The sequence below is a fragment of the Bacteroides sp. D55t1_190419_B8 genome (assembly GCF_015558905.1).
GTDB classification, from domain to species: Bacteria; Bacteroidota; Bacteroidia; order Bacteroidales; family Bacteroidaceae; genus Bacteroides; species Bacteroides vicugnae.
On sequence record NZ_JADMOU010000002.1, the window covers coordinates 356,347 to 372,895 of the forward strand.

The 16,549-nt window shown below is 44.8% G+C and carries 7 protein-coding genes; 4 read left to right on the top strand and 3 right to left on the bottom strand.

Going from position 1 to position 16,549, the window contains the following annotated elements; genetic code table 11:
• The first annotated feature begins 173 nt into the window (after positions 1-173).
• From I2I13_RS03550 to I2I13_RS03565, 4 genes are all read left to right on the top strand, one after another.
• Positions 174-4,214: a hybrid sensor histidine kinase/response regulator transcription factor gene (locus tag I2I13_RS03550; protein ID WP_195648790.1), complete on the top strand. Its 4,041-nt coding sequence runs from the start codon at positions 174-176 to the stop codon at positions 4,212-4,214.
• 143 nt (positions 4,215-4,357) lie between these two features.
• Positions 4,358-7,222 (top strand): alpha-xylosidase BoGH31A, encoded by a 2,865-nt coding sequence (locus I2I13_RS03555; RefSeq protein ID WP_195648791.1) that lies wholly within the window; start codon positions 4,358-4,360, stop codon positions 7,220-7,222.
• A gap of 18 nt (positions 7,223-7,240) precedes the next feature.
• Positions 7,241-9,766, top strand: coding sequence for a glycoside hydrolase family 2 TIM barrel-domain containing protein (locus tag I2I13_RS03560; protein WP_195648792.1), 2,526 nt, complete (start codon positions 7,241-7,243; stop codon positions 9,764-9,766).
• Positions 9,767-9,781: 15 nt separating this feature from the next.
• Positions 9,782-12,013 (top strand): glycoside hydrolase family 3 C-terminal domain-containing protein, encoded by a 2,232-nt coding sequence (locus I2I13_RS03565; protein ID WP_195648814.1) that lies wholly within the window; start codon positions 9,782-9,784, stop codon positions 12,011-12,013.
• A gap of 296 nt (positions 12,014-12,309) precedes the next feature.
• On the opposite strand, the gene I2I13_RS03570 is transcribed toward I2I13_RS03565, so the two are convergent.
• From I2I13_RS03570 to I2I13_RS03580, 3 genes are read right to left on the bottom strand one after another with little or no spacing between them, the layout of a single operon-like run.
• Positions 12,310-13,314 (bottom strand): FecR family protein, encoded by a 1,005-nt coding sequence (locus I2I13_RS03570; protein WP_195648793.1) that lies wholly within the window; start codon positions 13,312-13,314, stop codon positions 12,310-12,312.
• Positions 13,314-13,856 (bottom strand): RNA polymerase sigma-70 factor, encoded by a 543-nt coding sequence (locus tag I2I13_RS03575; RefSeq protein WP_195648794.1) that lies wholly within the window; start codon positions 13,854-13,856, stop codon positions 13,314-13,316. The genes I2I13_RS03570 and I2I13_RS03575 overlap by 1 nt, the downstream gene beginning before the upstream one ends.
• A 55-nt stretch (positions 13,857-13,911) precedes the next feature.
• Positions 13,912-16,491 carry an outer membrane beta-barrel family protein gene (locus I2I13_RS03580; RefSeq protein ID WP_195648795.1) on the bottom strand — a complete coding sequence of 860 codons (2,580 nt, stop codon included), beginning with the start codon at positions 16,489-16,491 and terminating at the stop codon, positions 13,912-13,914.
• Positions 16,492-16,549 lie beyond the last annotated feature (58 nt).

The window sequence follows — 16,549 nt, forward strand, 5'->3', positions numbered from 1 at the left end:
GTTGTTCTGTTGTTTCTATTGAGTATCAATAAACCATAAAGACGGTCTGTACGGGAATCTCCGTTCAGACTGTCTTTTTCTTGGCGGGTTGGTTGATTTCGCCAAATAATCCGCAGACTCTTTTTCTTGGCTGTTTGATAATATTTTATTTCCTTTGTACAAATCTGAAAAACATGATAAGAAAGAGCCTTTTATTGTTAGCTTTACTTTTCACTTCATGGATTGTGTCTGCACAATCCTATCTGTTCAAGCATCTGGAAGTATCGGACGGATTGTCTAATAATTCTGTAAATACTATTTATAAGGATCGTGACGGGTTCATGTGGTTTGGCACGACTGCCGGATTGAACCGCTATGATGGATATACTTTTAAGGTTTACCAGCATGCCGAGGACGAGCCGGGATCTTTGCCGGATAATTATATCACTGATATTGTAGAAATGCCTGATGGACGGTTTTGGATAAATACTGCCCGGGGATATGTCTTGTTTGACAAGGAACGGGATTGCTTCATCACTGATGTTACCGGATTTATGAAGACTCTCGAATCATGGGGAGTTCCGGAACAGGTTTTTGTAGACCGGGAAGGGAATACCTGGCTTAGTGTGGCAGGTGAGGGATGTTACTGTTACAAGGAAGGCGGAAAAAGACTTTTCTTCTCGTATATGGAACATTCGTTACCGGAATATGGAGTAACACAAATGGCAGAATGTAGTGACGGGATCTTGTTGATTTATAATACAGGACTACTTGTTTGCCTGGATCGTTCCACATTAGCAGTAAAATGGCAGTCTGATGAAATCAAAAAATATATTCCGGAAGGGAAGAAGATAGAGCTTTCGCTCTTTGTAGACAGAGACAATTGTATCTGGGCATATAGTCTTATGGGAATCTGGGTGTATGACTGCGGAACAAAAAGTTGGCGGACAGACTTGACTGGTATTTGGTCGTCACGTCCGGACGTAATCATTCATACGGTGGCACAGGATATAGAAGGCAGAATCTGGGTTGGAAAGGATTATGACGGTATAGATGTGCTTGAGAAAGAAACTGGAAAAGTGACTTCTCTTGTTGCCCATGATGACAATGGACGGAGTTTGCCTCATAATACAATTTATGACTTATATGCTGATAGAGATGGTATCATGTGGGTGGGAACTTATAAGAAAGGAGTATCTTATTATAGTGAAAGTATCTTTAAGTTCAATATGTATGAATGGGGAGATATTACCTGCATAGAGCAGGCAGATGAAAATAAATTGTGGCTGGGAACGAATGACCATGGGATTCTTTTGTGGAACCGTTCAACAGGAAAGGCGGAACCTTTCTGGAGAGATGCCGAAGGACAGTTGCCGAATCCGGTCGTGTCTATGCTAAAGTCAAAAGACGGCAAACTATGGGTCGGAACATTTAATGGAGGGCTGTATTGTATGGATGGTTCCCAGGTACGTTCTTATAAGGAGGGTGCCGGAAATGCTCTGGCAAGTAATAATGTTTGGGCATTGGTGGAAGATGATAAGGGGAGGATCTGGATTGCTTCCTTAGGAGGTGGTTTACAATGTTTGGAACCGTTGTCCGGTACTTTTGAAACTTATACGAGTAATAACTCGGCTCTGCTGGAAAATAATGTTACCTCTTTGTGTTGGGGAGATGATAATACATTATTTTTCGGAACTGCTAATCAGGGAGTAGGTATGATGGATATGCGTACTCGTGAAATAAAAAAAGTTCAAGGTCAGAGCGGTAGCATGAAAATGTCGAACGATGCGGTTAATCATGTGTACAAGGATAGCCGGGGACTGATATGGATTGCTACACGTGAGGGATTGAATGTATATGATATAAGACGCCATCTGTTTCTTGATTTATCTCCTGTTGCAGAGGCCAAAGGAAGCTTTATTGCTGCGATTACGGAAGATCAGGAGCGTAATATGTGGGTCTCGACCAGTAGGAAGGTAATCCGGGTGACAGTAGCTTCGGACGGAAAAGGGAGTTACCTTTTTGATTCCAGGGCTTATAATAGTGAGGATGGATTGCAGAATTGTGATTTTAACCAGCGTTCTATCAAAACCTTGCACAATGGAATCATTGCCATTGGAGGTTTATATGGGGTAAATGTTTTTGCTCCGGATCATATACGCTATAATAAAATGCTGCCTACTGTGATGTTTACAGGTCTTTCGCTGTTTGATGAGCCGATAAAGGTGGGACAGTCGTATGGTGGAAGAGTGTTGATAGAAAAGGAATTGAACGATGTAGAAAATGTCGAGTTTGATTATAAGCAGAACATTTTCAGTGTATCTTTTGCTTCGGATAACTATAATTTACCGGAGAAAACTCAATACATGTATAAGTTGGAGGGGTTTAATAATGACTGGCTAACCTTACCGTTAGGAGTACACAATGTGACTTTTACAAATCTTGCACCGGGAAAGTATGTTTTGAGAGTGAAAGCGGTAAATAGTGACGGTTATGTCGGCGTGAAGGAAGCGACGCTGGGTATTGTAGTCAATCCTCCTTTCTGGATGTCATGGTGGGCCTATTTGTTGTATGCCATCGGTTTGGTGGTCGTGCTTTTTCTGGCACGCTACCGGATGCTGAAACGTGAACGTGAGAAGTTTCATCTTCAGCAGATAGAAAGCGAGGTGGCGAAGAACGAAGAAATCAATAATATGAAATTCCGTTTCTTCACGAACGTCAGCCATGAATTGCGTACACCGCTTACATTGATTATTTCTCCTTTGGAGGGTATGCTGAAAGAAACAACCGATGAATTGCAAAGTACACGTTTGCAGTTGATGCATCGCAATGCGCAGCGGTTGTTGCACTTGGTCAATCAACTGCTCGATTTCCGTAAAGGGGAGATGAGCACTCATCAGTTGTCTCTGTCGGAAGGAGATATTATCTCGTATGTGCATAGTGTTTGCAACTCTTTCCTGTTGATGGCGGATAAGAAACATATTCAGTTCTCTTTCTTCTCGGGGATAGATACATTCTCGATGGCTTTTGATGCTGACAAGGTGGGAAAGATTGTCATGAATCTGCTTTCCAATGCCTTTAAGTTTACTCCCGAAGGAGGACGGGTGACGGTGATGATAGAGCATGTGGCAGGAACTCCTGATATGCTGGAGATCAAGATTGCTGATACTGGAATAGGAATTAGTGAGGTGGATAAGAAACATATCTTCGAACGTTTCTATCAGGCGGGTCATAAAGGGGTAGAGGAAACTACCGGAAATGGTATCGGCTTGAGTTTGGTACGTGACTTTGTAACTCTGCATGAAGGAGAAGTGAAGGTCTTTGATAATATAGGAACAGGCTCCGTTTTCGTTATTCAGTTTCCGGTAAAGCATGTAGAGACACAGGTGCAATTGCCGTCAGAGACAGGTATACCGGCCGGGGAGGAAGAAGATAAGGAGATAAAAGAGGAAACCAGAGAGGAAACGGAACGTAAGGATTTCCCATTGTTGCTGATAGTAGATGATAATGAAGACTTCCGTATCTTTATGCGTTATAGTCTGGAATTGCAGTATCGTGTCAAACTGGCTGTGAGTGGTAAGGAAGCATGGGAGATGATGCAGGAAGAATTGCCCGATCTGGTTATCAGTGATGTGATGATGCCTCAAATGGATGGTAATGAGTTGTGCCGTCTGATAAAGCAGGATAAGCGCACAGCGCATATCCCTGTGATTTTGCTGACAGCACGGCAGAATACCGAAGCGAAGCTGGAAGGATTGCAGACAGGAGCGGACGATTATGTAACGAAGCCGTTCAATATGACTATTCTTGTGTTGCGTATCCGTAAACTGATAGAATTAAGCCGCTATCATCGTGTCACCCAGGGAATGATTGACCCTGCCCCCAGTGAGATTGTCATTACTTCATTGGATGAGAAATTGATAGAGAAAGCAATCAAGTATGTGGAAGATAATATGTCGCGTACCGAACTCTCGGTAGAGGAGCTTAGCCGGGAACTGGGTATGAGCCGTGTGCATCTGTATAAGAAATTACTCCAGATCACAGGAAAGACACCGATTGAGTTTATCCGCGTGATCCGCTTGAAACGGGCAGCGCAATTATTGCGTGAAAGCCAGCTTCATGTATCTGAGGTAGCCTTCGAAGTAGGCTTTAATAACCCTAAATATTTCAGTCGTTATTTCAAGGATGAATTTGGTGTTTTGCCCTCTGTTTACCAGGAAAAAGAAGGGAAATAACAAATGATACCTCTGAAAAAAACATATCGTCCGGTCACTGTTTAAAAGTTCCCCTTCTATAAAACATTAGAAGGGGAGCTTTTCATTTATAGTACTTACTTTTGCGATATGAGAAAATATATTGTTGAACCCTAAAGGTAGGTATGATTATGAATATGAAAAACATTTTCTGTTGTCTGTTGCCGGGACTTCTTTTCGGAGCATGTGCCAATAAGGTCTATGAGGAGACAGGCGATAGCGTGATAGTTAAAGTACAACAGGAAGTAACAGGAGGTCCCCGACTGGTTCGTCTGCAAGTGATGGGAGATAAGTTAATCCGTGTTTCTGCTACTGCCGACAGCAAGTTTGCCGATCCGCAAAGTTTGATTGTTGTTCCGCAGGAGAAACAAATCTCATTTGCCGTCATGCAGAATGGCGATACGATTACAGTGTCTACAAAAGAAGTGAAAGCATCCGTACTGGCCAGTACCGGAGAGGTGTGGTTTGTGGATAAAGACGGAAAGTTAATCCTGCAGGAAAACAAGGGAGGAGGAAAGAAGTTTACTCCAATCGAAGTAGAAGGAACAAAGGGATATACGATCTGTCAGGTTTTTGAATCTCCTGAAGATGAAGCGTTCTACGGATTGGGGCAGCATCAGGCGGATGAATTTAATTATAAGGGTAAGAACGAAGAACTGTTCCAATACAATACGAAAGTCTCTGTTCCATTCGTTGTTTCAAATAAGAATTATGGTGTACTGCTGGATAGCTATTCATTGTGCCGTTTCGGTAATCCGAATGACTACTCCCAATTGAACCGGGTCTTTAAGCTTTATGATAAGACAGGTCGGGAAGGTGCGCTTACCGGTACTTATGTGCCGAAAAAAGGAGAGACGTTGGTTCGCCGGGAAGACTCTATTTATTTTGAGAATCTGAAAACGATTCAGAATCTTCCGGAGAAATTGCCGTTAATGGGGGCTAAGGTCACTTATGAAGGCGAAATAGAACCTGCTCAAACAGGAGAATTTAAGTTTATTCTTTATTACGCCGGATATGTCAAGGTCTATTTGAATAATGAACCGGTGGTGCCGGAACGTTGGCGGACTGCATGGAATCCTAATAGCTATAAGTTTGCTGTTCATCTGGAAGCAGGGAAGCGTGTGCCGTTGAAAATTGAATGGCAGCCTGATGGCGGGCAGTCTTATTGTGGGCTGCGGGCATTGACTCCTGTAGATCCGGCAGAACAGGGAAAACAGTCATGGTGGAGTGAGATGGCAAAGCAGCTTGATTATTATTTTGTGGTTGGTGAGGATATGGATGAAGTAATCAGTGGCTATCGGACTCTGACCGGAAAGTCGCCTGTTATGCCGAAATGGGCAATGGGTTTCTGGCAAAGCCGGGAGAAGTATAATACACAAGATGAAATGTTAGGCGCACTGAAAGGTTTCCGTGATCGTAAAATCCCGGTGGATAATATCGTACTGGATTGGAATCACTGGCCGGAAAATGCCTGGGGAAGTCATGAGTTTGATAAGGTACGCTTTCCGGATCCCAAAGCAATGGTCGATTCCATTCATGCTATGCATGGGCGTATGATGATTTCGGTGTGGCCTAAGTTCTATGTTACTACCGAACATTTCAAGGAGTTCGACAAGAATGGGTGGATGTATCAGCAGTCTGTCAGGGATAGCTTGAAAGATTGGGTAGGCCCCGGTTACCATTATGGTTTTTATGACGCTTATGATCCGGATGCACGTAAACTGTTTTGGAAGCAGATGTATGAGCACTATTATCCGTTGGGTATCGATGCCTGGTGGATGGATGCCAGCGAACCGAATGTACGTGACTGTACCGACTTGGAATATCGGAAGGCTTTGTGCGGACCTACGGCGTTGGGTTCCTCTACGGAATTTTTCAATGCTTATGCACTGATGAATGCAGAAGCCATTTATGACGGTCAGCGCGGAGTGGATAATAATAAACGTGTGTTCTTATTGACCCGTTCGGGATTTGCCGGGTTACAGCGTTATTCTACAGCTACATGGAGCGGAGATATCGGTACACGTTGGGAGGATATGAAGGCACAGATTTCTGCCGGACTTAATTTCGCCATGAGTGGAATACCTTACTGGACAATGGATATTGGCGGCTTTTGTGTAGAGAACCGTTATGTGGCGGGACAGAAGCAATGGAATGCGACAAAGACGGAAAATGCCGATTATAAAGAATGGCGTGAATTAAATGCCCGTTGGTATCAATTCGGTGCATTCGTTCCTCTGTATCGTGCACATGGACAATACCCGTTCCGTGAAATATGGGAGATTGCACCGGAAGGACATCCGGCCTACCAATCGGTTGTTTATTATACCAAACTGCGCTACAATATGATGCCGTATATTTATTCGTTGGCAGGCATGACCTGGTTTAATGATTATACAATCATGCGTCCATTAGTCATGGATTTTACAGCGGATACCCAAGTAAATGATATTGGTGACCAGTATATGTTCGGCCCTTCGTTTATGGTATCGCCGGTTTATCGCTATGGTGATCGGAGCCGTGAAATCTATTTCCCCCAAGCAGAAGGTTGGTATGATTTTTATTCCGGCAAGTTTCAGTCCGGTGGAGAAAAGAAAATGATAGATGCGCCTTATGAACGGATTCCGTTGTATGTGCGTGCGGGAGCTATCGTACCGTTAGGTGATGATATTCAGTATACGGATGAAAGACCGGCGGATCATATTCGTTTGTATATTTATCAGGGAGCGGATGGAGCATTTACTTTGTACGAAGATGAGGGCGTGAATTATAACTATGAACAAGGGATGTATGCCATGATACCGATGAAGTATGATGAGGCTACCAAGACCTTAGTGATTGGTGAACGTCAGGGAGAATTTCCGGGTATGCTGAAGGAACGCACCTTCACTGTGGTTACGGTCAATAAGGAGAAAGCCCAACCGTTTGATTTGAATGCGAAAGGGGTGACTGTGAAATATAATGGCAGCAAGCAGACATTGAAACTGTAGGCTGGATGATATAATCCGATGATGATTGGTAAATTGAAATATTTGATATTGGGGAGCTGTCTGATGCTGTTGGGAGCATGTAACAGTTCTTCCCCCATTTCTCCACGCGAGCGGTCTGACTTTAATGCGGATTGGCGTTTCCACTTGGGAGACGGATTACAAGCTGCACAACCCGGTTTTGCCGACAATGACTGGCGGGTATTGAATCTGCCTCATGATTGGGCGATTGAGGGAGACTTTAGCTGTGAAAATCCTTCCGGCACAGGGGGAGGGGCGCTTCCGGGTGGAGTTGGATGGTATCGCAAAACTTTTAGTGTAGACAAAGCAGATATAGGAAAGATCTTCCGCATTGAGTTTGACGGAATATATATGAATTCGGAAGTATTCATTAACGGTGTTTCGTTAGGAGTACGTCCTTATGGATATATCAGTTTCAGTTATGATCTGACCCCTTATCTGAAATGGGATGAACCCAATGTGCTGGCTGTTCGGGTGGACAATGCGGAGCAACCTAATTCACGCTGGTATTCAGGTTGTGGCATTTACCGGAATGTATGGCTAAGCAAGACTGGTCCGATACACGTAGCCGATTGGGGAACGTATGTCACGACATCATCGGTTGACAAGGGAGAGGCTGTACTGAATCTTGTTACTACTATTGTGAATGAAAGTGATACAAATGAAAATATCACGGTCTGCTCATCCTTGCAGGATGCTGAAGGCAGAGAAGTTGCTGGAACGCGGTCGGCCGGAAAAACGGAAACTGGCAGAGAAGCTGTTTTCGCCCAGCAATTGACTGTAAAACAACCGGAGTTGTGGGATATTGATACTCCTTATTTGTATACATTGGTTACCAAAGTGATGCGAAACGAGGAATGTATGGATAGGTATACGACTCCTGTCGGTATCCGTACATTTAGTTTTGATGCCCGGAAAGGATTTACATTGAACGGTAGGCAAACCAAGATTAACGGGGTATGTATGCACCATGATCTGGGCTGTCTGGGGGCAGCTGTCAACACACGTGCCATTGAACGGCAATTGCAGATTCTGAAAGAAATGGGATGCAATGGCATACGTTGTTCCCATAATCCTCCCGCACCCGAACTGCTTGATCTCTGTGATCGTATGGGATTTATCGTGATGGATGAGGCTTTTGATATGTGGCGGAAGAAAAAAACAGCACATGATTATGCCCGTTACTTCAATGAATGGCACGAGCGCGATTTGAATGACTTTATTTTGCGTGACCGCAATCATCCTTCTGTCTTTATGTGGAGTATCGGTAATGAAGTCCTCGAACAATGGAGTGATGCTAAAGCGGATACATTGAGTCTGGAAGAGGCCAATTTGATCCTGAATTTTGGACATTCTTCTGAAATGTTGGCAAAAGAAGGAGAGGAGAGTGTCAACTCTTTGCTGACGAAGAAATTGGTAAGCTTTGTGAAAGGGCTTGATTCTACCCGTCCTGTCACTGCCGGATGCAATGAACCGAATTCCGGCAATCATTTATTCCGTTCCGGTGCACTGGATGTGATTGGCTATAATTATCATAATAAAGATATTCCTCATGTTCCGGCTAATTTTCCGGACAAGCCCTTTATCATTACTGAAAGTAATTCGGCATTAATGACACGTGGATACTACCGTATGCCCAGTGACCGGATGTTTATCTGGCCTGAGCGTTGGGATAAACCCTTTGCTGATTCTACTTTTGCCTGTTCATCTTATGAGAACTGTCATGTGCCTTGGGGAAACACTCATGAAGAAAGTCTGAAGTTAGTCAGAGACAACGACTTTATCAGCGGGCAATATGTATGGACAGGATTCGATTACATCGGAGAACCGACTCCTTACGGATGGCCTGCACGTAGTTCATTCTTTGGTATTGTCGATCTGGCAGGTTTCCCAAAAGATGTCTACTATCTATATCAGTCGGAATGGACAGATAAGCAAGTGTTGCATCTTTTCCCGCATTGGAACTGGACTCCGGGGCAGGAGATCGATATGTGGTGCTACTATAATCAGGCGGATGAAGTGGAATTGTTTATGAATGGAAAGTCGCAGGGAGTGAAATGTAAAGATGCTGATAACCTGCATGTTGTTTGGCGTGTAAAGTTTGAACCGGGAACGGTGAAGGTTGTTGCACGCAGAAAGGATGAAGTGGTAGCGGAAAAGGAAATTCGTACAGCCGGAAAGCCTGCAGAAATTCGCCTGACTCCTGATCGTTCAGTTCTGGCTGCTGATGGAAAAGATTTGTGTTTCGTCACTGTAGAGGTGCTGGATGAAGAAGGGAATCTTTGTCCGAATGCAGATAATTTGGTGAATTTCACTGTGAAAGGTAATGGTTTCATCGCAGGAGTGGATAATGGAAACCCGATATCGTTGGAACGCTTTAAGGATAAAAAGAGGAAAGCATTTTATGGAAAATGCCTTGTTGTCATTCAGAATGACGGGAAACCGGGAAAAACGGAGTTGACAGCTACTTCGGAAGGGCTTCGGCAAGCCGTGGTGAAGATCTCGGCAAAAGATTGTAAACTGTAAATGATTATGGGAATAATGAAGATATTTTTATTGACTATATGTTTCCTGTCTGTTCAGACAGGTATGGTGGTGATTGCTCAAGACAAGAAACAAAAACCGGTGTATCTGGATGATACACAACCGATAGAGGTCAGGGTACAGGATGCGCTGAACCGTATGACTGTGGAGGAGAAAACTCGTCTTAGTTATGCACAAGGGAAGTTTAGCTCCCCTGGTTGTCCCCGTTTGGGTATTCCTGAACTCTGGATGAGTGACGGTCCTCATGGCGTGCGTGCCGAAATTAACTGGAATGATTGGGGATATGCCGGATGGACGAACGATAGTTGCACTGCTTTTCCTGCACTGACCTGTCTGGCAGCTAGCTGGAATCCGCTATTGGCAGAGAAATATGGACAGGCCATCGGTGAAGAAGCCCGTTATCGTGAAAAGGATGTTTTGTTGGGACCGGGGGTGAATATCTATCGTACCCCGCTCAACGGGCGTAACTTTGAATATATGGGGGAAGACCCTTATTTAGCCTCGGAGCTTTGCGTGCATTATATTCAGGGAGTGCAGAAGAATGGAGTAGCCGCCTGCGTAAAACATTACGCACTGAACAATCAGGAATTATGGCGGGGACATATCGATGTGCAACTAAGCGACCGTGCATTGTATGAAATATATCTGCCTGCTTTCAAGGCTGCTGTAGAAAGAGGTAAAACGTGGTCTGTTATGGGAGCTTATAATAAAGTGCGTGGAACTCATGCTGCCCATCACAAATTGCTGAATAATGATATATTGAAGGGGGAATGGAATTTCGACGGATGCGTTATCACGGACTGGGGAGCTGCACATGATACTTATGAAGCTGCCATGTACGGATTGGACATTGAAATGGGATCTTATACCAATGGTTTGACTTCGGAATCGGAATTCGGTTTTGATGATTATTATTTGGGTAAGTCTTATCTGAAAATGGTTCGCGAAGGTAAGATTTCGATGGAGGTAGTGAACGATAAGGCCGCACGTGTGTTACGTCTGATTTTCCGTACAGCGATGAATCGTCGGAAACCGTTCGGTGCACTGACCAGCGAAGAGCACTATCGTACAGCTTATGAGGTTGCAACAGAGGGCATTGTCTTGTTGAAAAATGGGACAGGTAAGAAACAACCTGCATTATTACCCGTCCCCCAGGGAAAATATAAACGTATTTTGGTTGTGGGAGATAATGCTACCCGTAATTTGATGTTAGGCGGCGGCTCTTCGGAGTTGAAAGTTCAGAGGGTGGTTTCACCATTAGATGGTATAAAAGCGAAGTTTGGTGAGGATGTGGTTTATGCACAAGGCTATACAAGCGGTCGCCCGATGTATGGCCGGGCAGATGTTATTCCACAGACAACAGTAGATTCTTTACGTAATGACGCGGTAGAAAAAGCGATGAATGCGGACTTGGTGATCTTTGTCGGAGGACTGAATAAGAATCATTTTCAGGATTGTGAGGGTGGTGACCGTTTGTCGTATGGACTTCCTTTTGGACAGAATGATTTGATAGAAGCTCTGTTGAAAGTAAATAAGAATCTGGTAGCAGTAATTATTAGTGGAAATGCGGTGGAAATGCCTTGGGTGAAGGAGATACCCTCTATTATTCAGTCGTGGTATTTAGGCTCTGTCGGCGGAGAGGCACTGGCTGATGTGTTGAGCGGAGATGTGAATCCCAGCGGTAAGTTACCTTTTTCTTATCCGGTGAAACTGGAAGATTGTCCGGCACACTTCTTCGGTGAGATTAGTTACCCGGGTGATAGTATCCGTCAGGAATATAAAGAAGATATTTTGGTTGGTTATCGTTGGTATGATACGAAGAAGATTCGGTCGCTCTTTCCTTTTGGCTATGGCATGAGTTATACCACTTTCGAATATAGTAAGCCTGTGGTATCGGCTAAAACAATGAATGCTGATGGCAGTATTGATCTTACTGTAAGAATTAGGAATACAGGGAAAATAGCAGGGAAAGAGATCGTTCAGTTATATGTTGGCGACGAAGAGTGTAGTGTTCTTCGCCCGGTGAAGGAGTTGAAAGACTTCCGGAAAGTACGGCTTCTTCCAAATGAAGAAAAAGAAGTGAAGTTTACGATCAAACCGGAAGCATTGCAATTCTTTGATGATAAACAGCATACTTGGGTGGCAGAACCTGGTAAGTTTAAGGCATACATTGCCGCCTCTTCTTCTGATATTCGCGGTACGGTGACATTCGAGTATACCCAACGATAAAGTTAACAGGTTAATACACAGTGTTTAGTGGACATATAGATACAGCGTGGTGGATATATATACTCACCATCGTGTATCTATATGTCCACTACGATAAGTATATATGTCCACCAATTTGAAAGATGATGTCTTGGTAAACTATAAAAGGTAGAAAGCAAAGTATTACTACTAGTTTAAATTGTTCGTGTGGTTTGTTCACATTGATATGTCGTACTACTTTTACTCCTTAGTAAAAGTGAGTGTACGTTTATAATGCTTTAAAGGCGTATTGCTTTTAAGGGAATTAAGTTAGGGTTTTAATAGACCATTATCTCCTCATTCTTGTACTGAAAATGTGCAATTCCTAAATCGTTCAGTGCGTCCAACAGACTTTCTACCGAAACATTCCGGCTAAAACGAAAATGAATCCGTTTCTGTAAGAGGTTGGGTGAGTGGCAGATGACGCTGATATTATACCAAGTCCCTAAACTCTGTAATACTTGCATCATCTTCGTGTTGTCGAAATAAAACTCATTATCCGTCCATCCTTCTTTTTCGGTCTGCGTAGCCTTTGATACAACGATATCACCATTTGTTTCTAATGTGGCGGATTGACCTGGTGATATTTCCTTCCGGTGCGAAGAGTCGGTTTTTGCTACTTGCACCCGTCCTCTATATAATGTGACAGTGGGCGTATTACAAGGATAGGCATTTACATCAAATACTGTCCCCAATACCTGTGTCTGTATATCTCCGGTGGAAACGATGAAAGGACGAAGACTGTCTTTTGCCACTTCAAAGCGTGCTTCTCCGGTGAGGTTTACTATCCGCTTGTTTTGCGGAGTAAACTCTTTGGGGTATTCCAAACGACTGTTTGCACTTAACAGCACGTGGGTTCCGTCTTCTAATGTCAGATTAATGATAGTCGTTGGCGGGGTGGAAACGATTATTCTGCCGTTTTTTTCTTGTGTTGTGACCTGCTCGGGAACATTGAGGGCGGCAAATATTTTGATATCCGATGCTGTACTGTCTGATTTATTCCAGGGTGACCACAATATTAAGAGCAGGGCAATAGCTGCTGCCATGCCACCGGAAAGCCATATGCGGCGATATGCTTGTCGTTTCTTCTGCTCCTGTCGTTGCGAGAAAGCTGTCCATGCTTCCCGTGTCTCTTCCGGTAGGGGCAAATCGCCTAACGCTTCGCCAAAGGCATTTTGCAAACGACGTATCCCGGCATCCTCTGAAAAAGGGCGGCAGTCATCTCCCGTTAGTCCGTAATCGGGGGATTCCTCTTTGGGAGTATACTTTTTCTTTTCTTCCATTATCTGTTCTCCTTCCTTGATCGTTCATGATTTTCATCGTTCATGACTTCGCGTAATGTACGCAGTGCTTTGGATATATGCTTTTTCACTGTATCGGGACTGATGCCAAGTTGTTCGGCAACTTCCCGATAGGTGAGATGCTCGTAGTAACACAGCCGTAAGATAGTGCAGGTAGGATCAGGCAAACTTCGGGCTATCACTTCCGCCTTTTGCAATAACGCTTCGTGCTCCTGATAGTTGCTCTCCACATCAGCTAGTGTCGCTTCGTAGATTGCTCTCGCATTATCATGCTCCACTTGAAGGTGTTTCAGGCGGTTGAGACAGGCGTTGCGGACTGCGGTATAAATCCATCCGCCCCGGTCGTTCTTATCCAACTGCTCAAAATGTGTCCAGGCCTGTTCCATCACTTCGCTCACTATATCCCGTGCTTCTTCTTTATCTCCCGTCAATTGTGAGGCATAACGTACCATTCGCGGATACATTTCCACAAACATCTGCTCGAAAACTTCTTTCTTTGTATGGTCTTTATGAAACAGGAACATGCTCTTTTAGGGGGTTGATACTGCAAAAGTACACACTTCTCTTTAAAAAGAGAGTCTACAGACGTGATTTTTCACTCTCTCCGGCTCCGGTTCCTTTATATTTGCTTTTCGCCGCGTTGAACTGATAACTCAGCCGGATGCCGAAACGCTGCTGGTCTGAATAATCGCGGTTGGAGCTGAATGTCCGGTCGCCATAGATGGTGAAGTATCTGTAGCCGGTGTGAAAGATGTCTTTGGCGGTTACCGATACTTTTAGCGACTGGTCTTTCAGGAACGATTTGGTCAGTTGGGCATCTACTCTTCCTTCGGTTTTCCAAATGGCGTAACTTTGTTTGGCTCCGGGCGACAGTACTCCTTTGATATTGAAGAACCAGCCTTTAGGGAAGTTGAAACTGTTGTCGAGACTGAAATAGAACCGTGGCTCATTCCAGTGCTGGGTGATGCCTATGGAAGTACCGTGGGAGTCAAACCAATTGATGCCGGTGGTCAGTTGAGGTTGCCAGATGCCGAATTTTGGTGAAAGGACGATGCTGCTTCCATAGCGGTTGGAATGCGGAATGCTTGCCATGCCGAACAGCAATACACCGGGATGATTGATGTCGTCATACGGGCGGGTGTAGCTGGTGTACATATTCCAGGAATGGTCGTAGTAAATACTGAAATTAATCCATTTCCATCCGGCGTCGAAGAAAGTTGCACGATGTATCTGGGGGACGAGAAACGGGTCTCCGCTCCGGTAAGAGTACTTGTTTTGATACGTGACGGCACTGGTGAGCATATCGTAGCTGGGACTGTATTTCAGAGTGCGGTGGGAAAGGGCGAAAAACCAGTTGCCGGAAGTGTATTTGATGCTGACTACCGGTATCCAGTCGCGATAGGTGGGGCTTTGGCCGTCCTGGTGAATCCCTTTCTCGTAGTAATCTGTTTGTTGAAATTCATAGCGCAGTCCGGCTAAGATATTGAACTTTCCCAATGGCAGGTTGTAGTCGATGAAGCCGGAAAACATAGTTTGTTTGATGCGGTCGTCGGCATCGGCGGAGAAGCCGCTTTGGAGAAATATGTCGTGGCGGTTGGTGAATGTCTCTTCTGTTCCGAAACTGAGTTTGCCTTTCCGGAGTGGGGTGGTGATCAGGAGTTTGGCGGCATAGAGGTGGTTGCGTACGCGATTGCTCGAAGTGGCGTCTTCGGTTCCGTTGTTTTCGGCGTATTGACGGATGCGGTCCCGGCCATACAGATAGTCGGCGTTGAAGTCGATGTTGCATTTGCCGAACGTGGCGTTGTAGTATCCGTTGGCTGCCTGCCACCAGCCGGTATGCGCATCTGTCTGCTGGCGAGCATACAGGTGGTCTACTTCTTTGCCGTCTTGCAGAATGAGGGTTGTCCCTTCATTGGTAGTATGCGCATTACCTATGTTCGTACCGGGCATATAGCGCATACCGAATGACTGATCCTCGTCGATTTCGTAGTTGAATCCCAGTTCGCCGTTGAAGGTGCGATAGGTTTGTTTGCTTTTGTTCTCCGTTGATTGGTTCCAGTCGGACGAAGCGTAAATGTCCTGACTGTGGATGCTTGTTAGGTGATTGTTGATTTCGGCAAAGTCCCCTTTTACGAAAATATCCAGTCCGCCGGTACGGTAGTTCAAGGATATGCCTTCGTTGCCGATCGGTACATGTCCTTGCGAGTAATCGGTATAGAAACTGCCGCTCATGCCTTGTCCCCGTTTGCGAATGGTGTGGAGACGGATAACGGCACCTACGGAAGAGCCATATTGCACCCCCGGAGTGGTGATGATTTCTGCAGAAAGTATTTCGTTGGCTTGCAGGCGGTTCAGTTCTGTGTTATCCCTGACTTTGCGTCCGTTGATATAGATTTCGGGAGTGCCCCTACCCAATACGGTGTATTCTCCGTCCGTACCTGTGACAAAAGGGAGATGTGAAATCATTTCGCTTGCCGATCCCATGAGTGAAAGGGGAGTTCCGGCTATATTGGCGGTTAATGTTCCGTCTTTCCTTTCTATCAATGGGCGTCCGGCGGTTACCACTATCTCTTTCAGCAGTTTCGTATCGGGTTGTAACCGGAGGATGTTTTGTTGCCGGCAGGGAATAATTTGCGGACAGTAACCTATATAGGTTGCTTTCAACAGGCAATCTTCCCCGGCTATGGCAGGCAGACGGAAAGAACCGTCCTCTTCTGTCACGCTCCCGGCCAGGAAACTGGAATCGGCAGCAAGCGCAAGTATATTGACGAATGCTAGGGGAGTTCCTTTCTCGTCATAGACTTTGCCTTGTACGGTTATAGCTTTGTTTGATTTCTTTCGTTGTACGACGAAATACTCTTCCCGTTCGACGGAAACGAAAGGTTTGCCTTTCAACACGATGTCTATGGCTTCGCATTCTGTCTTTTCGTGAATACTGGCTGTCACGCGATAACTTTCGGTGCCGTTGTAAGTGAAGAGAATACTTTTTCCCCCTTTCTTTTCTATCTGTTTCAGTGCTTCGGGCAAGCTTTCATTCTTCAGTTCCAATGAGAACTTCTTGATGACTGCCTGTGCTTGTGCGTGGGAGGGAATAAAAGATAAACCGTATCCAATCAGTAACCAGCCGATTGTTGTCCAAGTAAAATTAAACTGTCGCATACTACTTCTGTTTTTGTAATTTTACTTATACTACAACAAAGGGGAGTGATCAGGTACG